Below are 23,551 nucleotides of genomic sequence, written 5' to 3' on the forward strand. Positions count from 1 at the left end.
TCATTCATAAATCAAAAATTTTCTATCATTTTATATAATACAATTAACTGTTCTTTAGAACATTCTGTTTTGTTACTTAAAGTAATAATTGTATTTACTAAATATTTTGTTTTTTGTAAATCATTACCAGATTTAGAAGCCAATTTTTCAATAAAATCGTTATTTAAATTACTGGTATTTAATAAATATTTTGTTCTTACTTTTTCTAAGAAATAGGCAATTTTTTTATCTGCTAAATTCTTATGATCTTCTTCTTTTAAATACAAATTGGCAATGGTTTGTGTAAAAGCAACTGTACTATTTTTTAAGGGTTCTATTACCGGAATTGCACGTTGTTTTCTTCTTGCATTAAAAAGCATAAACAATAATAAACCGATTAAAGAAACAAATAAAAACCATTTTAATGTAGCATGTTCTAAAAAGAATTTAAAAATATTATTATCGTCTTCTTTTTTATCAGCATATTTACTAGATTTTATTTGCGGATCCCAAAGAGTATATACTTTATTAGGCAAATAAGAAAAAGCATTTGCGGCATATTCTTCTTTGCCATTTAATAAATTATAGTTGGTAAATGCAACAGGGTGTAAGTTTAAATAAAAAGCTCCTTTACCATGATTTATTTTGATGAAATTTGGTACACTTTCTCCATCAACTTTTATAGTACCTAAAACAGTGGTTGTTTTTTTATCGTATTGTAAAAAATAATTTCTTCTAAGATTTTTATCAAAATAAAAAGAAGTTTTAGAAAACGTACTATTCTTAAAAGATAATGTGCCTTTTAGTTTTTTTAATTCGTTAATCGAATTTTTATGTTTATCTAAATTATTTGTAGTAAAATTTAAAGAAGATTTTAAACTGTCTTTAAAACTATTAAATGCTAAAAATACATTGTTACCTTTAGCTACAAAGTTTAATAATTCTGGTACAACTTCTACAGGGTATTTATAACCGCTATGTTTTATAGAAACATAATTTTTAGTTTCTAAACTATCTACTACAGAATGTAAAATTAAATAATCGTAAATATTCTCTTTTAATAAGGTAATATTATTGTTTTCTAAAAGTTGAGAAGCTTCATTATAAATAATATAATTGCCAAACGGACTTTTTTCTTTTTCTTTAAAATTTTCTTCCCAATTTGTTTTGTTACAACTTATTAATAGAAATAAGAGCAGGAGAGGAGCGTATTTTTTTAGTAAGTTAAGTATCATTATTCTAATAATTTTTTAAAAGATTGATACTTATTTTCTGCCAATTTAAAATTGGTTTCGTCTATAGGGAAATCTCCATACCAAACATAAGAATACACGTAAGATAAATATGAAAATTCTTTTTTTATGATGCTGTCTTCAATTTCTAAAAGATATTCTGAATTGGTTTTATCTTTATGATAATCAATTAGTTTTTTGTTGTACAAAGTTTTTAAAACTGATAAATAATAATAACGGATTGCCAATCTGTATTCTTTATTATTGATTGCTTTTTGTAACAATCCCTCAATATCTGTTTCGGTAATATCTTCGTTTTCATAAATCAATTTTTTAGCTTTTTTATTTTTGGTTCTTTTAAAATTCCAAAAATTAATTTCTGAACCTAAAAAGGTTTTAAGAATAGCAAAAATGACAAAAGCACCTAACAAATACGGAAATACGTTGGAGATAAAAAACAGAAAAACACCTACAAATGCTTCACCAAAAATATTGCTTTCAGATTCTTTTTTTTCTTCTGGTTCTTCTTCTTCGGTGTAAATAAAATCTTTATCGTTGTATTTTTCTTTTAAATCTTCTTTAAAAGATCTTTCCTGTATAAAGTCTATACTTTTAGCTGAAATTTCTTCTTTAACAATAAGAGAATCTTTTTGTAAATCTGTACCAAAACAAACTGTTGATACGCAAACACATAGAATATATAAAAATTTTCTCATTAACGTAAATTATGTTTATTGGCCACTTTAAAAGGAAAAATTAAATAGTAATAGCTAATGGTAATTAAACTAAAACCAATGATTACAAAACTTAAAAATGTGGGCATAACATTTGCATATCTAGTTACATAACCTTCTAAAAAAGCTGCCATAATTGTAAAAGGAATGGTGCTTATAAATAGATAAAAGGCAGATTTAACACCTTGTTTAAAAGACTGAAATCTTTTGTAAGAGCCAGGAAATAAAATACTTGCACCAATTATATAACCAGCTGCTGCTTCTATAATCAATCCAAAAATTTCATAAGTTCCATGTATCCAAATACCTTTTATACTATCAAAAAAACTATTATTTTGATAAAAAAAAGCTTGAAATACAGCCACCATAATTGCGTTATAAACTACATAAAAAGCGGTTCCGATACCTAAAAACAATCCAGAAAGAAACATATTTAGTCCAACACGTTGGTTATTGTCATAAATACCAATAAAAGAACCCCAATTACTACCACTTTTATAAACAGCCATAGCGTCTCCACTTTCAATATTTTCTAATGTATTATTTACGTAACTATCTCCTAAAATTTGTCTAGCAAAAGAATCATCATTAAAAGTAGATAATAAACCAATTAAAAAGAAGGCAAAAAAGATAATAAATGATAAATAAATAAATTTTCTGTATTGGTAGGCTAGTAGTGGTACTTTATCAAAAAAGAAATACAAAGCAACATTTTTACTGCGCCTTTTAGAATGATAAACCTTGTCGAAGCTTGATTTTGCTAACTTATTAAGGTATTGTGTAACTTTACTTTTTGGGTAATAAGTTTGTGCATATACCAAATCATTCATGATTTTTATATGCAGGTTGGCTATGTCGTCTGAAGGTTTTTTTTCTTTATTTGAAATAACTTGTTCAAATTCTAACCATTTTTCTTTATTTTGCTTTATAAAAGCGACTTCTCTCATTAAGAGCGAATTTACATATTGAATGAAAAGACTCCAAATAAAAACAGCACAAAATGTAAACATCAATTTTAGCCTAGCAGATGTTTGGCAACGTCTATTTGCCTTTCTTATAGACAATGTTTTAAAATTTGCTTATATATATATTGCTATATCTTTTTTAAGTTTTAAACTGTTTTCTACAGCAGTAAACGGTGATTCTTGGTCTGTAAAAGCTATTGATATTTTAATTTTTTTACCGGTAACTTTTTACTCTTTATACACAGAATTATTATTGGGCGGACAAACAATTGGCAAAAAACTATTGCATTTAAAAGTAATTAATATTGATGGTTTTAAACCATCTACTTTAGATTTTGTAATACGCTGGTTTTTAAGAGTGATAGATTTTAATTTATTTACACTTTTATTTATTTATGTAGCTTCTTTAGGTTTAGATAGTGAAGTTGTTTTATTGGTAGTTCTTTTTTTATTTGGTAAAATGTTTGGTTTTTTTTTAATTTTATTTACTAATAAACACCAAAGGTTTGGAGATATAATTGCAAATACTGTAGTTATTTATCTTAAAGATGATGTAAAATTTTCTGATACAATTTTAGAAAACATTTCTACTAAGTATGTACCAACATATCCTAATGTTATAAAATTATCAGACAACGATGCACGCATCATAAAAAATACTTTTAAATCTGCTAAAAAGTTTAATGATTATGAAACGGTTATAAAATTACGCAATAAAATTATTGAGGTAACCCAAATTACTTCTGTACACAAATCTGATAACGATTTTATAGATACGGTTTTAAAGGATTATAATTATTATACACAAAACATGTAGAGTAGATGTTTTGAAATATTCTATTTAACATAATATAAATTATAATACAATTATATAGTGATTTATGCATAGCTGTATTTCAGGGCTATTTATACACAATATAAGATATGATGTTATATATAAGTTTATAAGCTCCACTCTAAATGATATAAAGCTTTTGTCATCTTTACCTTTAGAGAAACCTTATATTTCAAAACATAAAAAAACTATCGAATATAACATCGATAGTTTTTTTAAATAAACCCAAGTTAACTAAGGTTTTTATGTCATTTTTATAATATTAATTTGGAAGAGCTTTACTAATTAAAGTATCTCCCTTAATAATCTCAAAAGTATCATTTGCGCCTGCAGTATCGTGTAAAACACTCACTAAAGTTTGTGCTACATCATCTCTACTAATTTCTCCTTGTTTATTCAGTTTGTGCTTTAATTCTATTTTTCCAGAGCCTTTGTTGTTGGTTAAAGATCCAGGTCTTACAATAGTAAAAGGCAATTTACTTTGTTTTAAATATTCATCGGCATTGTGTTTGGCTTGCAAATATTCTTGTAAGTCTTCTGCTTCTTTTGGTTGATCTGCCCCCATAGAACTTAACATCACAAACTTTTTAACTTCTTGTTGTGCTGATGCTTCAATTAATTTCTTTGCTCCATTTTCATCTACTTCTTTTACTTTTTTACCTCCAGAACCTGCAGCAAAAATAACTTTGTCAATATTTTTAACGGTATGAGAAACATCACCTTCTAAATCTGCTAAAATGGTTTCTATATTTCTCTGTGCAAATTGCTTTTGTTGTTCTTCTTCACGAACCATTGCTACTGGTGTAAAATATTGTGATGTTGCTAATAAGTCTACTATTTTTTTTCCTGTGGTACCATTGGCACCTGCTACTAATATATTTTCCATGTTACAAATTTCGTGGAAAAGTGCAACCCTTTTTTGCTGATATCAACTAAATTTTAATGGATATGAAATTTAAATGATATTCAAGCGGAGTCGAGAACTTGATATTACTATATATTACTTCTCAACTTACTATAAAGAACTTTTAATTTGTGGTTAAATAATTTTAAATTGAGTTACAAAATCATCATCAATATCTTTATAACTATTTGTTGTATAAATATGATCTATTGTTTCTTTTAACTCATCAAAACCATAATTGAATTGACCATGTGTTACATATAAATATACTTTTAATGCGCCTTGTTTTTTTAGTTCTTCGGCTAAAAACTTAAACGTTCTTCCTCCGTCTGCTAAATCATCTACAATTAAACATTCTTTGTTTTTCACATCGCCTTGAATGCTAATTACAGGCGCTCCGTTTACTCTAACTTTGTTAGACGGAACTAAATCTGCATTCAGTTTTTCCGCAATCTCATGTGTGGTTTTATAGGCACCAGCATCTGGACTTACCAATATTGGTTGTCCTATTTTAAGATATGTTTTTTTAACAAATTCGAAATGAGATATTTTTTCAGAATTATTTATTAATGCTAAAGAAATTGGGCTATGTGGATGTAAAACAGACACTTTATCAAACTGCATGCTATTGATAAAATTACAAATGATTTTTAAATCGAAAGATTCTCCTTTATTAAATCGTCTGTCTGAACGCTGACCAATTAAACAAAATAAGGTTAACCTAGCTACTGCATTTTTGTTAGTTGTATTTTCGGCATCCCAAGCTTCTTTTACTGCAGCTGCTCTAAATAAATCTTCGTAACTATTTCCGCGTATTTTAATATCTAAATCGCCATTTGCTACAATTTTAGCAGTTACCTGACCATCATTAAATTTTTTTATATCGTATTTCATTTTAACTATTTTAACAATTATAATTTTCAATTGCCTCTTTTAACAACGCATTTGATTTACCATAACTTACAATTTTAACATCTAAAGGAACGTTTTTAAACTTTTCTATGGCTTTAAAAAGAGATTCTAGTATCCAATTGATATCATTACCAAAAACTCCACCACCCACTAAGGTTAAAAATACTTTATTAGATTTGTTCTTTTGTAAATTTAGCATGGCTGCATATAGAGTTGCTTCATAGGTTGCTTCTAAAATAACCCTTGCAAAACTTGCCCAATACCAAGGTTCTAATTGAGAGTATGCTACAGGTAGTGCAGAACAATAAATTTGAGATACTATTTGCTTATTCTCTGTAATAGTAACTTCAGTATTCCATTGAATTCCAACTTTTAATTTTCCTTTTAAAACTTCTCTTTCTTCTTGTGATAAATTACTTATAATTTTATTTATCCTAAGAATACCATCTTTACTTAATAAAGCATACCCATTTTTCATTTCCCATAGATCATGTGCTTCATTCCCTAATTGTTTACCTATATTGTATAAACAATCAACTTGATTCTTTGAACTTTGACCAATATTACCATTTATTGGTACAAAGTAATTTCTGTATATTGTTCCTGCTCCGCAAGCAATAGCACAAGCTGGACCTTGAGTATAATCTCTGTCATAAATATCAATCCCTTTTTCTGGTGTTACACTTGGTTCAACCATTTCTAGTAAATTAAATTGCGAAGCTGCTTGAAAAAGCGCATTTTCATTTTCTGTTTTGCAATGCAATTCTTGAACATTCGCTACCTGTTCAGAAACTTTTATTTGGGTATTGGTTTGAAAGTTAATAGCTTTTTTTCTTAATTCTTCTAAAGAAACAATTTCTAATTCTCCAAACTGGAATGATTTATTATTTGTTTTAGAAATAAGATTTTTACCATCTATTATGATGTTTTTTCTAACATTTTCAGGTGATATTTCATTAAAACCTGTTAATTTTTTAAACCACATAATTAAAGCTCTTTATTTACTCTATTTCTTATTTCTTCTAAATTAACTAAATTCTTAAACTGTCCGTTTTCATAAATAACCTGTAATTCGCCTTCATTTTCTTGTTCAGGACTTACTTGATCTACTAAAACATATTCTCCGTTTATTTTATCAACTTTAATTAACCCTTTTGCAGACTTTTTTACACCATTGTCTGTAATTGGATCTTTAAAAATTTCTCTTCTTTGTCCGTTAACTACTACAGATGTTGCTTTCATTGCAAAACCAAAGGTATCTCTAGTATTAAACTGATACGTAAAAGAACCAATACCTAATACTACATTTGTGGTTGCAAAACCTTTATCGCTTAAACGCTTACAGATGTTTTCTGCTCTTTCTGTTGTAATACTATCACCATAAATAGCTCCAATATGTGTATCTAAAACTTTAAAACCTTGCTGGTTAACTGTTCCTCCAAAAATATCCCAAAGTAACTCTATAACTCCTTTATCCTTTGGTGTGTTTCCTCCTAGTTCTCTTGTTTCTCCACAAATAATATCCACCGGATCACCACTATCAGGACGAATTACTAATTTTCCGTCTCTTGCTAAAACTTCATCCTTTAATTTTGGTAAATAGTCTGTTAATACTTTCCATAAATCCCAAGTATCACTAACTACTGATAATATTCCGCTTGGATACGTATTCATTAAAGTTCTAAATGTTTCTATTTCATCATCCTTTGTACCTGCACACATTACAGAGTGTTCTGTTGCATTTACAGAACCTACAACAAAACCTTCTGCTTTGTAATATTTGCGTAAACTACTAATAATTGGTAAGCTATCAGAACCTAAAAATACAGCAGCATGGCCCATTCCAGAAGATATAGCACTTTGCAAACCTCCCATTCCGCGCATAGAAAAATCGTGACCTTGAAAATCGATAAATGCTAAATTCTCTTTATCCGTTTTTAATGTCCAATCTTTAAATATTCTCTTATAACGTAAGGCTATAGTAGCAGACGTCATTGGTTGCCACAACATGGTAGATAAAATAGTTTCTAAGAAATTTGTAATCCAGTAGAACTTTTTATCTGTATTTACTACAGTTAGTATAGGTATTCTAATAGGTACTTCTGTACCTTCTGGTAGAGATTTTACTTTTATTGGTAAATATTGTAAATCGTGTAATTCTTCGTAGTGTTTTACATCATAATATGTACCTAAATACAAAGATAATTCTTCTTTAAGCTCGTTACACACTTGTGCTTTTGGTTTAGAGAAAAAGTTATCATGAAAATAATTATGCAACCATTGAAATACATATTGCTGACCGAAAGACAATACTTTATTACAACCTTTTGGTGCATATGTATTGCTTCTAGGTGTCCAGTTAGAATATACTTCTTCTGTTCCTTTTGGATATTGTTGGTGGTGTCCTGTTTTGTAACCGTCTGTTAATAGTAGTCCATTCATAATAGTATATTTTGCGTAATTATAACACAAATATATATAAGATGAATATTCTAACAAAACTTATTTGTGTTTATTTTACACAAACTATTTAGTTGAATGATTTAGATATCGAAAATAATACCTTCTTCTTTTAATTTAAAATATCTTTTCTTATTGAATTTAAATAAGTTAGCAGGTCTTCCTGAGCCTTTAGAAACTTTTTCATCTAATTGATCTAATATATTTAGGCTCAATATTTTCTTTCTAAAATTACGTCTATCTATAGCTCTACCTAATAAGGTTGTGTATAGTTTTTCTAAATCTGAAAACGGAAATTTGGTGTCTAACAGCTCAAAACCTATAGGTTCGTAAGTTATTTTTGCTTGTAGTCTAGCTATTGCTTTTTTTAGTATTTCTTCATGATCGAAAGAAAGTTTAGGAAGTTCGTCTATATGAAACCATTGTACTTCTTCTGCATCTGTAGAAGCAAATATTTTAAAGGCACTCGGTTTTACCAATCCGAAATAGGCTACCGACACTACTCTACTTCTTGGATCTCTGTTTGGATTTCCGAATGTGTATAATTGCTCTAGGTAATCTATTGTAATACCTGTTTCTTCTTTCAATTCTCGTTCTACTGCACTTTCTAAAGATTCATTTTCTAAAACAAAACCACCAGGAATTGCCCATTCTCCTTTAAAGGGTTCATATTTTCTTTTGATGAGTAATACAGAAATTGATCCTGCTTCATAACCAAAAACTACGGCATCTACTGAAAGTTGAATTGATTGTTGCATTTTATGCGTGTTTTTTACGCTAAAATATGGAATAATATTTATAAACGTGAATGCAATACTATAATTTGAAATAACCTGAGAATTGAATATTCTGTACTCTTGTAAATTATTTTTAAAATACGCGATTCTCAGAAAATAGAATTAAATTAAAATTTTGAGTTGTAATTGATGTCTTAATCTAACTTATTTAAAAATTTTAAAGTATTTTATTTTTTACTTATCAATATAAAAAAATAGTAGAAAAACTTGAAGTATTTATTGGATAGAATAGTAAATTGTGGGGAGAGCAGGATTCGAACCTGCGAAGACATAGTCAACGGAGTTACAGTCCGTCCTCGTTGGCCGCTTGAGTATCTCCCCTTTTTACTTATTGTTTTATAGAAAAAACAACCTTGTTTTCTTAAGGATTGCGAAAATACAAAGTTTTTATAAATGACCTAAAAAAGATGGCAATTTTTTTAAAAAAATTACAATAAAAATACCTCTTTTTACTGTGTAAAAAGCGATAACATTCATTTACAGTTATTTAAATAAAAAAGGCACTATTGTTATGTGAAAACAATAATGCCTAAAATATTAATTAAATTAAACCGTTAGATTATTTTGTTTAATTAGTTGCTTCTTGTTGTAGTTTTTGTAATTGTTCTACCAACTCTTTATATCTGTTTTCTGCTTCTTGCCCAGGTTTTTGATCGGCATTACTTATCATATTAAGTAAGTAAGAAACCTGTGCAACAAACATTTGTTGTGGGTAAATTTCATCACCATTTTTTAATTGTTTTAAAACTTTTTTTGCTTTATCAGATTTTTCTTTTTCTAATTTAGCTTGTAGTTTTCTTGCATCAGATAATAAAACCGTTACTTTCTTTTGTAACTCAATTTGATTTATAATGTCTGCTTTAGTTAATCCATTTTTTTCAACTCTTGGATCCATTTCAATTTCAAAAGATTGCTCAAAAGATTGTCCATCAACCATTAATTTTGCTGTATAAATGCCAGGAGCAACTAAAGGACCTCTTTTAAAACTTCTACTTTTATTGCTAGACCACGCTCCTTTTTGGCGTAAATCCCAATGAAAACGATTAATTCCTGCTGCTGTTTCAAGTTTTGTATCTACATATCTAAAAACTTGACTTAAATTCATGTCTTCTACTTCTTCTATTTTAGACATCATCTTTTTATCACTAACAATACTTGCCACAACATTTTTATTGGCGTCTAAAATTTCTAATTGAATTGGAGATTTATTTCCTTTAGGTAAATAATAATCAATAATTACACTTGTTCTAGGATATTGTGCCACTCCTGCTCTACCACTTACTTTAGGGTATCTGTAACGAATGGTGTTATCTGGCTTAAATAAAACAGGTGTATTGTTTAATTGATTTATTTTTAAATCTCTTAAAGCTGTAATGTTATCTAAAATCCAAAAAGCACGACCCATTGTACTTAATATAAGATCTCCACGAAATATTTTAATATCTGTAATTGGGGTTACAGGCAAATTTTGTTGAAAAGATTGCCAGTTTTTACCATCATTAAAAGAAACAAACATTCCAAATTCTGTACCTGCATACAATAAACCCTCTCTTGTAGGATCTTCTCTTAACACTCTTGTAAAATGATCTGAAGGAATTCCGTTTGTTTCTGTTGTAAGCAAATGCCAAGAATCTCCGTAATTAGAAGTTTTATAAATGTATGGTTTATCATCACCTAATAAATGTCTTTCTACAGCTATATAAGCAATTGCAGGGTTAAAGTGAGAAGGTTCTATAGATTCTACACGGCCACCTTTTGGCATTTTTTTAGGTGTAACATTTTCCCAAGTTTTTCCTCCATCTTTTGTTACAGAAACTACACCATCGTTAGAGCCTGTCCAAATTAAACCCTCTTTTAGTTTAGATTCTCTAATAGAATATAAGGTACTGTAATACTCTTCTCCTGTAATATCTCTTGTTATAGGACCTCCAGAAATAACTTGTTTGTCTGCTTCGAAAGCAGTTAAATCTGGCGATATGGTTTCCCAAATTTCGCCATCTGTAGTCGTTTTATGTAAAAATTGTGAGCCATGATAAATAACATCAGGATTATGTGGCGAAACATGAATAGGCGCTACTCTTTGAAAACGATATTTTAAATCTTTAGGGTTATGACCATAAATATTTGATGCGCCAACATAATAACTTTTTTCTGTACCTGTAATTTTATCAAATACAGAAAACCTACCTTTACAATTAGAGTACACAATATTTGCATTACCAGGTTTAGGTATTGCAGGGCCAGTTTCGCATCCTCCTGTATTCATTATCCAACCAATACCTGGATATTGAATGGCACTAGGTGGAAAACTAGGTACAGATATTGTAGAACTGTTATCTTGTTGACCTGCATATAACCAATAAGGATATTGATCATCTACTTCTACTTGATACAATTCTGCTGTAGGTTGATTAAATTGAGAAGACCATGTTTTACCACCATTATGAGAAATATTAGCCCCGCCATCATTGGCTTGTATTAATAATTCTGGATTGTTAGGGTTTAACCAAATATCATGATTATCTCCATGAGGTACACTCATACGTTTCCATGTTTTTCCTCCATCAATAGATTTTAATAGCGGATTTGCATTGGAATATACAATGTCTGGATTTGTTGGGTCTAATTCTATATTAGTGTAATAAAAGGGTCTGTTTACCAAACCACTATTATCAGAAACTTGTACAAATGATTTACCTTGATTTACAGATTTATACAAGCCACCTTCTTTACCAGGAGCTTCTACAACCGCATATAAAATGCTAGAATCTACAGGAGAAACGGCTAAATCTATTTTACCAATTAAGTTTTTAGGCAAACCGTTATCTAACTTAGTCCAATCTTTACCTCCGTTTATAGATTTATAAATTCCGCCTTCATCTTGGTTTCCACCAGATATAATTGTCCAAGGTTTACGTTCTGCTTTCCAAGCAGCAGCATACACAATATCTGGGTTATTTGGTAGTAATTCTAAATCTGCAAAACCTACTTTATCTGAAATAAATAAAATTTTTTCCCAAGTTTTTCCTCCGTCTGTTGTTTTAAAAATACCACGTTGGCTATTAGCTTTAAAAGCATTACCAATAGCGGCTACCCACACAGTATTATTATTTCTAGGATCTATTTCTACAGCACCTATTTGTCCTGTTTCTTTTAACCCTAAATGTTCCCAAGTTTTTCCTGCATCAATAGATTTGTAAACTCCTTTACCAGAAATAACATTACTTCTTAATCCGTCGGATCCTGTACCAACATATACAATGTTAGCATCGTTTACGTCTACTTCAATTGCACCAATAGATGGAGTTGCAAAATATCCATCAGAAACATTTTTCCAAGAAACACCATAATCATCGGTTTTCCAAACACCACCACCAGAAGCTCCTAAATAAAAAGTGCCATGAATTTGTGGAGTTCCTGTTACTGTGGTTACTCTACCACCTCTTTCTGGCCCAACGGTTCTGTATTGAAAAGCATCAAAATCTTGTGCCTTGCTACCCAAAGCCATCAACACAAAAAGAAGACTAATTTTTATTGTTTTAAATTTCATACTACTATTTATTTATCTTCTTCTATTAATTGATAACCTTGGTTAATTCCTTTTTCTATGGCTGGTACACCACGTTCCATCCACATTGGTTTTTTAGCACCTTTTAAGTAATAATCAAAAAATTGAGCCATTCTGATGTTAAAATCTACTCTATTTTGCATTTTTAAAGGCCAATGAGGTTCTCCATTATAATTTAACAACCAAGAAGGTTTGCCTAATCTACGTAAGCTGACAAAAAACTCAATTCCTTGATACCATGGTACATGTCCATCGGCATCATTGTGCATAATTAATAAAGGTGTGTTAATTTTATCGATATTAAAAATTGGTGAGTTTTCTATATATCTTTGCGGATATTCCCAAGGAGTACCACCTATTCTACTTTGTGTATGTTCGTATTGAAATTGTCTGCTTAAGCCTGTCCACCAACGTATACCTCCGTAAGCACTAATCATATTTGGTACTGGAGCTCCAGATTCTGCAGCTTTAAAAATATTTGTTTTGGTAACCAAATAAGCAATTTGATAACCACCCCAACTATGCCCTTGTACACCAATATTATCTTTGTCTACAAAGCCTTTATCTATTAAAGCGGTAATACCAGGAATTACACAGTTTAAAGCACTTTCTCCTGGATAACCATCTCTATAAGAAATATCTGGATTAAAAATTAAATAACCACGACTGGCATAAAAAGGATAGTTTATTGTAGACCTACCATAAGAAGGAGATTTGTATCTGTATAATCCATCAGAACTTTTCTCGTAGAAATTTACAATCATTGGGTATTTTTTATTTGGATCAAAATCTTCTGGTTTTACTAACATTCCTTTTAAAGGTATACCATCTAAAGAGGTCCATTCTACCATTTCTACAGTTCCCCAATTGTATTCTTTTTGTTGCGGATTTGCATCTGTAATTTGTTTTGGAGATTTTAAGTTGACATCTGTTAACCAATAGTTTGGGAATTCAGTGAAATTTTGGCGCGTATATAGCATGCTGTTTTTATTATCTTGCTGAGCCATTTTAAAATCACCATAAGTATGACCACTTTCTACTATTTGAGTTACTTTATTTTTCTTTGGATTGTAAATAGCAATACCACTAAATTTTGTTTCGTCATTAAAGGTCTTTAAAAACCAATTTTTACTAGTAGAAATTGATTTTTCGTCGTCATTTAATTTTACATAACGGTAGCTAGTATTAGTAGCTCTACCATTGGTTAATTTTTTTGATGCTCCAGTATCTGGATTGAAAGACCAAATATCATAACGATCATAAATTAATAATTCTTTATCATTTTCTGTAAAACCTAATGCTCTGTAACTTCTAGGATCGTCTGGATAATCGTGTAATTCATTGTAAAACTGCTTTCCTTTGGTTAAAGATTTGTATTTTAAAGTTTTAAGATTGTAAGTAAACCATGTAGAATCTTTTCTAGAATATCCGTATAAATAGTTTCCTTTCGGGCTAAGAGAATTACCTCCGTAAATCTTTTTACCTAGCATTGTTTTTTCTCCTGTAGATAAGTTTACTCTCATCATATCCATTGGGCGTTGGCCTGTCCATTGGCTTTGTAACATGTAAGGTGTGCTGTTACTAATTACTGCATAATTAGAGTTTCCTTCATCTGCATATTTTCCTTCATCAAATTCTTCAGTGGCAATTTGTACTACTTTATTTTCTGTAAAATCATATAAAGATAAGTATGCTTTTTTTTGATCTTTTTTAACTTGCATTTCTTGTACTGTGTACAATCTTGGCTCATTATACGTCCAAACTTCTACATTTACAATTTCTTCGTCAATTAAAGTAGTGTCTTTAACTATTGGTGGTTTTCTTAAGCCAAAAAACAAACGTTCCTCATTTTTAGAAAACTCTAATTTTTGATCTGCTGAAACTAATAATTTAGAGGCATTTTTTTCTGATACTACAATTTCTTTGGCTTTTTCATCACCCAAAGTATAAGCAAACAAACTAGGTTTTTTAATTAAAGCTTTGGTAGTATCTGCATCTACCACAAAACCTATTTTTTTACCAGAATTTGAAATACCGATTTGTGGATATGTTGTTTTGTTATGACTTTCAAATAATAAATTAGTAGTTCTTTTCTTTACATCGTATTTATAAACACCACTTTTTATTTTATCTTTAAAACCTGTGGTTGAGTATGTTATTACTTTACCTTCTTTAGAAATGGCGTGTTTTGTAACAAATTGTAAGGTATCTTCTAAACCATTTTCTAAATGTCTTATTACTAAGTGATAACCATTTTTACTAGAAACCTTTTTTGTTTTTTTCTTTTTAGATTTAGGCTTTTCTTCTTTTTCTGATTTCTTTTTTTGAGGAGTTATTTCTTCTAAATAATAAGCAACAATACCCGACCATTTTTCTGGTATTTTATATGATTTTACGTTCGGGATTTTTTTAATTTCTTTATTAGCAATATTAAAAATTACTAAAGTGTCTTTAGGGAAATCTTTCTTTTTTACCTTTTTTCGTTTCATTTCTGTAATACTATCTTTCCAAGCATTTACAGAAAAAACAGCAAATTTAGAATCGTAAGTAAATTTACCTCCTTTGGTTCTGTTGTAAGACATGATTTCTTTTCCATCAGAATCTTTTAAAAATAAAGTTTCATCTTTTTCGTCTTTATTTAAACCATATAAAAGATAATCTCCTGAATTGGAAATACTCACATTTTTAATTTGATTCCATAAAGCTTTGTCTTCATGTTCCATAACTTTTTTTTGAGCCTGTATGGAAAAGGCAAATGCTAACAATACAACTGTTGATAGAATTTTCATAAACGATATAATTTTGGTTTAGTTTTTACACTAAAATGGTTGTTCCTTTTGCTGTTTTATGATTGTTTTCATCAAAATAAAAATCGATGCGACCTAGATTTACACCATAAGCCCCCACTTGATTTACTAATAAATTTTTACCTTCATTATTTTTTACAATAGTTGGTTTTGGTAAAAAAGTATGTGTATGTCCGCCAATAATTAAATCGATATCTTTTGTAACTTTTGCTAAATTTAAATCAGATATTTTATTAGGATTGTTTTTATAATAATACCCTAAGTGTGATAAACAAATAATTAAATCGCACTCTTCTTCATTTTTTAATTTTTGAGTAATTTCTTGTGTAATTTCTATTGGATCTAGATATCCGGTTTCTTTGTACATTTTTTTACCAACCAAACCTTCTAACTCTATACCTAAACCAAAAACTCCTATTTTAATTCCGTCTTTAACTATAACCTTATAAGGTTTTATGTGTGTATCTAAAACGGTGTTTTTAAAATCGTAATTTGCAGAAACAAAATCGAACTTAGCGTTTGGTAATTGTTTGTATAAACCATCTATAGAATTATCAAAATCATGATTACCAATTGTAGCAACATCATATTGCAAAGTGCTCATCAATTTAAACTCTAATTCTCCACCAAAATAATTAAAATAAGGAGTTCCCTGAAAAATATCACCAGCATCTAAAAGCAGTGTATTTTTATTTTCTTGTCTAATTTTACTTATTAATGTAGCACGCCTGGCAACACCACCTCTATTAGGAAATCGGTTATCATTTGCTTTAAAAGGCTCTATATGACTGTGTGTGTCATTTGTGTGTAAAATAGTTATGTGCCTTTGTTTTTTTGTTGTAAAAGAAGGTATTGTTAAACCACCTACTAAAGCTAAAGTAGAAACTGCACTTGTACTTTTTATAAAATCTCTTCTTTTCATTATTTAATTGTTACGCGGTTATCTATATCCGTTTGCAAAGAATCTACTTTTTTAAAATAATCAATAATAGCATCTCTCATTTTATAATCTAAAATAGTTAGTTTTAAAGGTTCTTTAAAGAAATTCATTTTATCTCCACCTCCTTGTAAATAATCTGTAGTTAAAACAGTGTAGGTTTTATCTTTGCTAAAATTTTTACCATTAATTTTAAGTGTGTAAGTTTTGTCTTTTTTAATAGTAAGTGCTATATTTTTAGACAGCGGATGTGCAGCTTTGTTTTTAATTAAATAAGAAACCAACTCCTCTATTTTATCTCCACTTAAAGTAACAACTACAAATTCATTATCAAAAGGCATTAGTTTAAATGCGTGTTCTTTAGATATGTTACCTGCCGGAATAGTTGCACGAATTCCGCCGTTGTTAAACATAGAAAAATCGATAGTTGTTTTTGTTTTTTCCTTAAAAATAGGATTCGCCATTTCTATACTTAAATCTGCTAATAAATTACCTAAAGTACTTTGCATAGAAATATTTTGTTTGGTTAACTTTACAGGCGTAAAAGTTAATTTTTCTTGCATATCACTTGTAAGTTGCTCTTTATAAGGTGCTATTAATTGATTAATTTTTGTTGATGGTACAATAATACTGTCTATTGCAATGTTTTTTGCCGTTATTTTAGTAAGTTGTTGTTCCGTTTTTTTACAAGAAACTAATAGTAAGAAACAACAAATAATGTGAGATATTTTCATGGTGTTTTTTATGAGTTCGAAAGCTAATAAATTATAAAGAAACATCCTTATTTTATTCTAATAAAATAGTTTTACAGTTTGTTAAAATGCAATTAATTGAAAGTGTTTTAAAAAAAATCTTTTTTTAATGTAAAAAACTATCATTTATTTTAACTATTTATCAAAAAAAAAGCAGTGCCATAATAAGTTTTATAACACTGCTTTGTAAATTATTCCATTATAATATCGAACTCTATATACTTAAATGTACTTCTATTATAAGAAAGGTTTGTGTATACTACACCATAATAATAGGTGCCTGTTTCCCAAGCTCTGCCGTCTATTATAGCGTTTGCAGTTGGTGTTAAATTGTCTTCTGTTGCTCCTATTTGTAAAGGTACTCCATAGTTCCAGTGCCCAGTATCTTTGTTATTTTTTAAAATAAAAATTTCCTCTTCATCAAAATGCTCAACAACTTCTGTTACAATAACTTTAGAAAAATCAATTTCTTCTATATTTTCTGGTAAATGATTGTAACTCTTTTTTATCAATAGACCATACATAATTCCATTGCCTTTAACATCACCTATTTGAAAAGAAGACCATATAGATTCATCTTTATTAAAAAAAGCTTCTTCTTCATTTCTAAATTCTCCGTTATTATAAAAGTTATTCCAACCTCCACTAGGATTGTCTTCATTTATTTTATCTACACTAAATACGCTTACCCATGGCGTTACTTCAGGAAAATCGTTAGCATCAATTAAATCTATATTTCTAACTTCTTCTAAACTTGTTCCATTTTGATCATTTACTGTAATTACAATATCATACATTCCTTTTGGTGCATCTGCTGGAATATCAAAATGTCTATGAAGTGTAGCATTTTTTAGATCTGTAATTCTTTCAGTAAAAATAATCTCATAAGTCCATTCTTCTGAATATTCTATATCGCTTTTTTGTACTATGTTAATGGTAACATTTTCTAATAAGTCTCCTGCTAGTACTTCTGCATTAAAGTGAAAATCTTCACCAATAACTCCTATTTCATTATTATGTAAACCTATTTCAATTTCAGATATTGTTGGTAAAACCAAATCAATTTCTTCTTTATTGTTAGTACAAGAACTAAATATAAATGTTAAAACTAATAGGTTTAATGTAATAGTTTTAATTGTTTGTATGGCTTTCAATGTTTTAGTTTTTTTTGGTTTTTGGTATAATTTGGGTTCTGTTTTAAAAGCAGTGCCATAATAAGTTTTATGACACTGCTAGCTACATCTAAAAATAATCCATATTCAAACTTAGGTTGATGTAGTAAACTGTTTTGGTGTTTTTTAATCTATAATTTTTATGTCAACAGAAGTTCTAGACTGCCAACCTGTTGCGTCTGTTACAGAAAATGCACAATGATAATCGCCTGTATCTACATCATCAGGTATTGTAATAGAAACGTTAATTTCATAATTTGTTCCTCCTTCTTCTATAGTGTAATTTTCTATAAAAATTAACGGATTTACAGCCGTTTTTGTGTCTTCTAAACTACATTCTGCAACTTGATCATCGTGTGTGTGATGATCAAAATTATGATGAATGTCAATACTATAAGCGGCTAATTCTTGATTATCTGTAACCATTGCTCTAAAATTATACGTTTCTCCTTTTATTAAAGATGTACAACCTTGAGGAAAACCGTCTGTATAATCAATACTTATGGTTGGTTTTTCTTCATCTATTTCAATACTATCACTACCAGAACATGCAGCAAATAGTATTATAATTGATAAAAAATAAAAATATTTTAATGTAAATTTCATTCTATAATTTTTAAACTGCATTGTATATAATTATACACAATGCAGTATTATTTTCTTTTAATTAAGAAGCAGTAACATCAATATGAGTCTCGTACTCTTTGGTATTACCATCTTCATCTTCTACTGTAAAAGTAATATGGTATTCTCCTGCAGGAGCTGTAGCCGGAACATCTATATGCTCATGAAATTCTACTTCTGTTTCTTCATGGTAACCATCTAAAAATTCTACTTCATAATCCCATTCAACTTCTCCGTCTGCAGGTGTTATATCGTGCGCGTGTACATCAACAGAAATACTATGTATACCATTTACAGCGTCAATCATAAATTCTGCATGAAAGTCTTCTCCTCTAACCACTTCACTATCAATAGAAATATCACTTAAAGTAATTACATCTAAAATATCTATATGCCCTTCTACTTCAGTTACATTTCCTAACTCATCTGTAACTATTAATTCTACATGGTATTCTCCTGCTGGTACAGTAGCCGGAATATCAATATGTTCGTGAAAACTTGCGTTAATCACTAAATAATTTGCATCTGTATATACTTGCTCAAAATCCCACTCTTCTTCACCTTCTCCTACAGCTAAATCGTGTGCATGAATAGAGATTTCTATACTACTTACAATTGCTTCTGCATAAATTTCTGCCTCTAAATGTAAGTCAGAACCTCTATATGCATATGCTTCTTCTTCCTCATCATGTTCTTCTTCTTCGTCATGATGACCTTCTCCATACTCAAAACTAGAGATTACTGGTGCTGCTAAATCTACAGGATCATCATCATTACTACAAGATTGAAATGACAGGGCGAAAAAAGCAATTACTGCTAAAATTTTAAATTTTGATTTGTTAATTTTTGTTTTCATTTGTGTTAATTTAAATTGATTTGATTATTATTTATACTAGTATTAAATTATTTTTAAAATGGTATGGTTACAGATAATGATAAATTTCTACCTGCTTCTGGTACATCTATCAATCTGTAAAAACTTGTATGATTAAAGTATTTTGTATCAAACACATTGTTCAATTTTAAACGCATTTCAATCGGATCATTATTTTTAAATACATCTAATTCTGATAAAAAAGACATATTTAATACTTGATAACCAACTGTTTTTTCTTCTGGTGGTACAATTTCTTCTTGTGCGGCAGTAATTCTAAAATCTGCCATTAATTGCGGATTTTTAAATAAAAAAGCATCTTTTAATCGATAGTTTACAGATAACAAACCAGATAATGGTGGCGAAAACGGTAAGGTAAATCCTTCTTTTGCACCACTTGTTTGTCTAGAATATACATACTCTACAGAGGTATCTAATTGTAAGTTTTTGTTAATAGATGTATTTGCTCTAAATTCACCTCCTATTCTAAAAACCTTGGCTTGTGTGTACTCGTAAATCTGTAAAGTTTCGTAATAACTAGAAGTAGGATTTAAATAAATATAGTTTTCAAATATATTTACAAATGGACTTACACCAATGCTAAAAGATTTTGAAGTATGATCTACATCAACATCTAATTGATATGATATTTCTGGATCTAAATCTATATTTCCTCGCTCATAACGATACATGTGATAATTTACACCGTCTGATGCCAATTCATTGGACAACGGCATTCTAAAACTTCTACCAATATTTACTTTATAAGTAGTTTTATTGTTGATATAACTAAGCCCTAAAGAAGCACTAACATTACCAAAATTAAGTGTTTTGTCTTGCGATCTTTGTAAATATACATAAGAGGTAGAACCATCATCATTATTTATGGTTGATTGAAACCAATCGTAATAGGCTTTTGTATCTACAAACCCGTAATCATAACGTAATCCTGCTAAAATGTGTAAATTAGAGTTAACTTCAAATTGATCATAACCAAATATTCCTGCTGTAAAACGATCGTATTCTGGAATCAAAAATCCCCATCCATCAATATTATTATCTTGATATTCTATATTTAAACCAACAACCATATCGTGTTTGCTATTTGGTTTAAAAGCATCTCTTGCATTAAAAGAATAGGTATTCTTTTTAAAAACTCTTTCTTTACTATCCGAAGGTTTAGGCATATAACCATGTGGTACCGGTTCTGAGTGTTCTTCTCTATGGTTGTTTTGAAAACCAAAATCGAAATACAATTTGTGATTATCTGTTTTTATAGAAGTATTGTTGGTAATTTTAAAGTGATTTACTTTATGAAAAGGCAAATCTATATCTCTATTAGAACTATCATAATCTATGCTAGAAGTTCTTACTTCTAATCCGTGAGCATTGGCAAAAAAACCATTTTTGGCATTTACATTACTAAAAGAAGTTTCCGATGTTATGCTGTTTTTATCATAACCAATACTTATACTAGCATCAGCCTCTTTACCCGCAGTATTTCTTAAATTGTTGTTATGTAAATCGAAAATGTAATTTTCGTAATTTATTTGATCTGTTGGTACTTTATAATCGCCATAATCTCTGTAAGTTAGTCTACCACGATAAAACCAATTTTCTTTTCTTGATGTAATTCCGGCAGAAACTCCTATTAAATCATTATTTGTTTCTCCTAAAATATTTACTTCAACATTAAAAGAATTTTTCGATGGAATTTTATTAGGCTGAATATCTACAACACCAGCAATTGCATCCGAACCATATAACAAAGAAGCGGGTCCTTTTATAATTTGTATGTTTTCTATTCCTTGCTGATCTATTTCTAAACCATGATCATTTCCCCATTGTTGTGCTTCGTGTTTTATTCCGTTTTGTACCACAGCAACTCTATTAAAACCTAAACCTCTAATTACAGGTTTAGATTGCCCAGAACCAATATTAATAGTGCTTACACCAGGTATTTTACTTAGGGTTTGCATCAAACTATTTTCTCTATTGTTTTCTAAAAATTCTTTAGAAACAGACTGAGAAACCATTGGTATTTCTTTTACAATTCTTTCTTTAGATTTTCCTAAAACTTTAATTTCTTCTAATGATGTTGTACCTTCTATTAAATGAATAGATAAATTTTCAGTTTCAGAATTTACATTAACTGTAATTTTTTTTGTAATAAAACCAACATAAGACACAGTAAAAGTATAAGTACCTTTTGCTATATTTTTTAAAATAAATTCTCCTGTTTTAGAAGAAATTGCATATCGGTTTTTACCAATAATATTAGCTCCTTCTATAGGTTGTAAAGTATTAGCATTTAGTACAGAACCTTTAATTTGATAAAGATCTTGACCTAATGATACAGTGTAAAAACTAAAAAATAGTAAGACACTTAATAGTGTTTTTTTTAACATAATTTTGAAATACAATAAGATTTTAATAATTGTTCTTGATAAAGAACTAGGATAAAATCCATACATCTATTGATTTAGTTATCAATAGTTTATTTATCTAGTAAAAAATAGTGAGTGCTAAACTTTTGTGTAAATTCAATAATATTACTTATAGAAAATCACAAAACAGAGTTAACTACTAATTACTCTTGTAAAGAATAAAATGTATAGAAACTTATACTAAAAAAGGTGGTGGACGAGAAAAGAGTTCTCTTAAAATAGAATCACTAAGAATAGTGTAATTGTAATAAATTGCAACTTCTTTCTGAATAATAAATTCGATATTTTCTATTTCGAAATCATTAATATCCGGAGTAATTGTTGGTGTTAAATTATTTTCAATAGCATAATCACAAACAACACAAATTTCTTCACCATCATCTGTATGAGACAAAGAATGCATTCCTGTCATTTTCATTGATAGAAAAAAGACAAGAAACAAAAAAGTGATATTTTTTTTAAAACGACTGTGTTTCATTGAAAGTATAAAAATACTAAGCTATTACAAATAATTGTTATCTATTTATTGTACAAATGTATTCTTTTTTTACAATAATGCAACAAAGTTGCGATAGATATTTTAGTTAAAATTTAGTTTTTTAAAAGGTTTATTACTCGAAAAAAATTATTTATTTAAAATTGATGATTTAATAATTTTTTCTAACAAAGACGGATCACTTCCAGCACCAATTGTTAACAGTTTTGTACCAGTAATTGGTATGCCTCTAAATGGCCTAACAAATACGTTACCATCTGGCACTCTTTCAAAATAAGTATAATTTTCTTGATTCATTATTTTAGCACAACCTTTAACCCTTAAAATACTTTTAGGTATTTTTTTGCAAATTTCTTCAATACAACCAATATTAGGTAAAACAGGTAAATCTATAGAACAAGAAGTCCAATGTGCTTTTTGATGTTCTAATCTTTCTGCTACATTTTTAGAAGGAGAAAGTACAAGTAGTAAGTCTAGATCAAGTGTATTTATAGTGCTAATTTTAGCGTAAGGATTTATTTCTTTTAGATTATTTATTACAAAATTCTTTCTTTCTTCTGATGCATTTTCTAAATGTGTAAGCACAATTAAAGATGATACTTGTACCTGATTTGCTTCTAAATCATTAAACTCTCCTCTATTTTGCCAGTTTTTTACATCTACCACAGCAATTTGTATTGGTGGTAAAAAACGATCATTTACACCAACACCTAAAAACTCCATTAAAGAACAAGCATCAGATGTTCCGTTTGCTTCTATTAATGTAATTCCGTTTTTACGAGTAGGAATTCCATTTACATAATTTCTAAGTTCGTTAATACCACTACAGCAAATACAACTACCAGAAAGTGCTTTTAGGTATTTATTATCTACTTTATCTAAAAACTGTTGTATGTCTATTTGGGCATTTTCATAATCATTTAAAATAACAAAAGGATGGTAATCCTTTTTAGAAAAACGATCTATTAAAAAGTTTAATAAAGTTGTTTTTCCGGAACCTAAAAAACCAACAATGGTAATAATTGCTTCCATATATTTTAAAGGATAGATAAAGGT

Annotated in this window: 19 protein-coding genes and 1 tRNA gene; 1 reads left to right on the plus strand and 19 read right to left on the minus strand. The window is 29.1% G+C overall.

The features are described from left to right. Positions 1-11: 11 nt before the first annotated feature. From KI686_RS10355 to KI686_RS10365, 3 genes are read right to left on the minus strand one after another with little or no spacing between them, the layout of a single operon-like run. On the minus strand, positions 12-1,214 hold the full coding sequence (locus KI686_RS10355; RefSeq protein WP_237589216.1) for a DUF4350 family protein: 1,203 nt from the start codon (positions 1,212-1,214) through the stop codon (positions 12-14). Continuing rightward, positions 1,214-1,927, minus strand: a complete 714-nt coding sequence (locus tag KI686_RS10360) for a hypothetical protein (RefSeq protein WP_237589217.1) — start codon at positions 1,925-1,927, stop codon at positions 1,214-1,216. The genes KI686_RS10355 and KI686_RS10360 overlap by 1 nt, the downstream gene beginning before the upstream one ends. Next, positions 1,927-2,892 (minus strand): stage II sporulation protein M, encoded by a 966-nt coding sequence (locus tag KI686_RS10365; RefSeq protein WP_237589218.1) that lies wholly within the window; start codon positions 2,890-2,892, stop codon positions 1,927-1,929. The genes KI686_RS10360 and KI686_RS10365 overlap by 1 nt, the downstream gene beginning before the upstream one ends. A 22-nt stretch (positions 2,893-2,914) precedes the next feature. Between KI686_RS10365 and KI686_RS10370 the strand changes: the two genes are divergently transcribed. Then, positions 2,915-3,727, plus strand: coding sequence for an RDD family protein (locus KI686_RS10370; RefSeq protein WP_237589219.1), 813 nt, complete (start codon positions 2,915-2,917; stop codon positions 3,725-3,727). Positions 3,728-4,007: 280 nt separating this feature from the next. On the opposite strand, the gene KI686_RS10375 is transcribed toward KI686_RS10370, so the two are convergent. From KI686_RS10375 to KI686_RS10450, 16 genes are all read right to left on the minus strand, one after another. After that, positions 4,008-4,631, minus strand: a complete 624-nt coding sequence (locus KI686_RS10375) for an SDR family oxidoreductase (RefSeq protein WP_237589220.1) — start codon at positions 4,629-4,631, stop codon at positions 4,008-4,010. Positions 4,632-4,784: 153 nt separating this feature from the next. Then, on the minus strand, positions 4,785-5,543 hold the full coding sequence (locus KI686_RS10380; RefSeq protein ID WP_237589221.1) for a phosphoribosyltransferase family protein: 759 nt from the start codon (positions 5,541-5,543) through the stop codon (positions 4,785-4,787). 10 nt (positions 5,544-5,553) lie between these two features. After that, positions 5,554-6,546 carry a hypothetical protein gene (locus KI686_RS10385; protein WP_237589222.1) on the minus strand — a complete coding sequence of 331 codons (993 nt, stop codon included), beginning with the start codon at positions 6,544-6,546 and terminating at the stop codon, positions 5,554-5,556. Between the two features lie 2 nt (positions 6,547-6,548). Then, on the minus strand, positions 6,549-8,003 hold the full coding sequence (locus KI686_RS10390; protein WP_237589223.1) for a nicotinate phosphoribosyltransferase: 1,455 nt from the start codon (positions 8,001-8,003) through the stop codon (positions 6,549-6,551). 101 nt (positions 8,004-8,104) lie between these two features. Continuing rightward, complete coding sequence (locus tag KI686_RS10395) at positions 8,105-8,779, minus strand: NUDIX hydrolase (RefSeq protein ID WP_237589224.1); 675 nt, start codon at positions 8,777-8,779, stop codon at positions 8,105-8,107. A gap of 278 nt (positions 8,780-9,057) precedes the next feature. Beyond that, positions 9,058-9,139, minus strand: a tRNA-Tyr gene (locus tag KI686_RS10400). 247 nt (positions 9,140-9,386) lie between these two features. Further along, a complete protein-coding gene (locus KI686_RS10405) occupies positions 9,387-12,368 on the minus strand; it encodes a WD40/YVTN/BNR-like repeat-containing protein (protein ID WP_237589225.1) in 2,982 nt (993 codons plus the stop codon). Positions 12,369-12,376: 8 nt separating this feature from the next. Continuing rightward, complete coding sequence (locus tag KI686_RS10410) at positions 12,377-15,175, minus strand: alpha/beta hydrolase family protein (RefSeq protein WP_237589226.1); 2,799 nt, start codon at positions 15,173-15,175, stop codon at positions 12,377-12,379. 25 nt (positions 15,176-15,200) lie between these two features. Beyond that, positions 15,201-16,115: a bifunctional metallophosphatase/5'-nucleotidase gene (locus KI686_RS10415; protein ID WP_237589227.1), complete on the minus strand. Its 915-nt coding sequence runs from the start codon at positions 16,113-16,115 to the stop codon at positions 15,201-15,203. Continuing rightward, positions 16,115-16,864, minus strand: a complete 750-nt coding sequence (locus tag KI686_RS10420) for a 5'-nucleotidase C-terminal domain-containing protein (RefSeq protein ID WP_237589228.1) — start codon at positions 16,862-16,864, stop codon at positions 16,115-16,117. Before KI686_RS10420 ends, KI686_RS10415 begins: the two co-directional genes overlap by 1 nt. Before the next feature lie 209 nt (positions 16,865-17,073). Continuing rightward, on the minus strand, positions 17,074-18,036 hold the full coding sequence (locus KI686_RS10425) for a DUF4625 domain-containing protein (protein ID WP_237589229.1): 963 nt from the start codon (positions 18,034-18,036) through the stop codon (positions 17,074-17,076). A gap of 144 nt (positions 18,037-18,180) precedes the next feature. Beyond that, a complete protein-coding gene (locus tag KI686_RS10430; protein ID WP_237589230.1) occupies positions 18,181-18,660 on the minus strand; it encodes a DUF4625 domain-containing protein in 480 nt (159 codons plus the stop codon). A 61-nt stretch (positions 18,661-18,721) separates the two neighbouring features. Next, complete coding sequence (locus KI686_RS10435) at positions 18,722-19,534, minus strand: DUF4625 domain-containing protein (RefSeq protein WP_237589231.1); 813 nt, start codon at positions 19,532-19,534, stop codon at positions 18,722-18,724. 53 nt (positions 19,535-19,587) lie between these two features. Continuing rightward, positions 19,588-21,960 (minus strand): TonB-dependent receptor, encoded by a 2,373-nt coding sequence (locus KI686_RS10440; protein ID WP_237589232.1) that lies wholly within the window; start codon positions 21,958-21,960, stop codon positions 19,588-19,590. Positions 21,961-22,174: 214 nt separating this feature from the next. Continuing rightward, on the minus strand, positions 22,175-22,417 hold the full coding sequence (locus tag KI686_RS10445; protein ID WP_237589233.1) for a hypothetical protein: 243 nt from the start codon (positions 22,415-22,417) through the stop codon (positions 22,175-22,177). A gap of 207 nt (positions 22,418-22,624) precedes the next feature. Then, positions 22,625-23,527 carry a GTP-binding protein gene (locus KI686_RS10450; protein ID WP_237589234.1) on the minus strand — a complete coding sequence of 301 codons (903 nt, stop codon included), beginning with the start codon at positions 23,525-23,527 and terminating at the stop codon, positions 22,625-22,627. Between the last annotated feature and the right edge of the window lie 24 nt (positions 23,528-23,551).

This window comes from Polaribacter sargassicola (assembly GCF_021991835.1).
Lineage (GTDB): Bacteria > Bacteroidota > Bacteroidia > Flavobacteriales > Flavobacteriaceae > Polaribacter > Polaribacter sargassicola.

Bases quoted from the DNA above. Each gene is read 5' to 3' on its own strand.
- KI686_RS10355 (WP_237589216.1), bottom strand. From the start codon at position 1,214: ATGATACTTAACTTACTAAAAAAATACGCTCCTCTCCTGCTCTTATTT.
- KI686_RS10360 (WP_237589217.1), bottom strand. From the start codon at position 1,927: ATGAGAAAATTTTTATATATTCTATGTGTTTGCGTATCAACAGTTTGT.
- KI686_RS10365 (WP_237589218.1), bottom strand. From the start codon at position 2,892: ATGAGAGAAGTCGCTTTTATAAAGCAAAATAAAGAAAAATGGTTAGAA.
- KI686_RS10370 (WP_237589219.1), top strand. From the start codon at position 2,915: ATGAAAAGACTCCAAATAAAAACAGCACAAAATGTAAACATCAATTTT.
- KI686_RS10375 (WP_237589220.1), bottom strand. From the start codon at position 4,631: ATGGAAAATATATTAGTAGCAGGTGCCAATGGTACCACAGGAAAAAAA.
- KI686_RS10380 (WP_237589221.1), bottom strand. From the start codon at position 5,543: ATGAAATACGATATAAAAAAATTTAATGATGGTCAGGTAACTGCTAAA.
- KI686_RS10385 (WP_237589222.1), bottom strand. From the start codon at position 6,546: ATGTGGTTTAAAAAATTAACAGGTTTTAATGAAATATCACCTGAAAAT.
- KI686_RS10390 (WP_237589223.1), bottom strand. From the start codon at position 8,003: ATGAATGGACTACTATTAACAGACGGTTACAAAACAGGACACCACCAA.
- KI686_RS10395 (WP_237589224.1), bottom strand. From the start codon at position 8,779: ATGCAACAATCAATTCAACTTTCAGTAGATGCCGTAGTTTTTGGTTAT.
- KI686_RS10405 (WP_237589225.1), bottom strand. From the start codon at position 12,368: ATGAAATTTAAAACAATAAAAATTAGTCTTCTTTTTGTGTTGATGGCT.
- KI686_RS10410 (WP_237589226.1), bottom strand. From the start codon at position 15,175: ATGAAAATTCTATCAACAGTTGTATTGTTAGCATTTGCCTTTTCCATA.
- KI686_RS10415 (WP_237589227.1), bottom strand. From the start codon at position 16,115: ATGAAAAGAAGAGATTTTATAAAAAGTACAAGTGCAGTTTCTACTTTA.
- KI686_RS10420 (WP_237589228.1), bottom strand. From the start codon at position 16,864: ATGAAAATATCTCACATTATTTGTTGTTTCTTACTATTAGTTTCTTGT.
- KI686_RS10430 (WP_237589230.1), bottom strand. From the start codon at position 18,660: ATGAAATTTACATTAAAATATTTTTATTTTTTATCAATTATAATACTA.
- KI686_RS10435 (WP_237589231.1), bottom strand. From the start codon at position 19,534: ATGAAAACAAAAATTAACAAATCAAAATTTAAAATTTTAGCAGTAATT.
- KI686_RS10440 (WP_237589232.1), bottom strand. From the start codon at position 21,960: ATGTTAAAAAAAACACTATTAAGTGTCTTACTATTTTTTAGTTTTTAC.
- KI686_RS10445 (WP_237589233.1), bottom strand. From the start codon at position 22,417: ATGAAAATGACAGGAATGCATTCTTTGTCTCATACAGATGATGGTGAA.
- KI686_RS10450 (WP_237589234.1), bottom strand. From the start codon at position 23,527: ATGGAAGCAATTATTACCATTGTTGGTTTTTTAGGTTCCGGAAAAACA.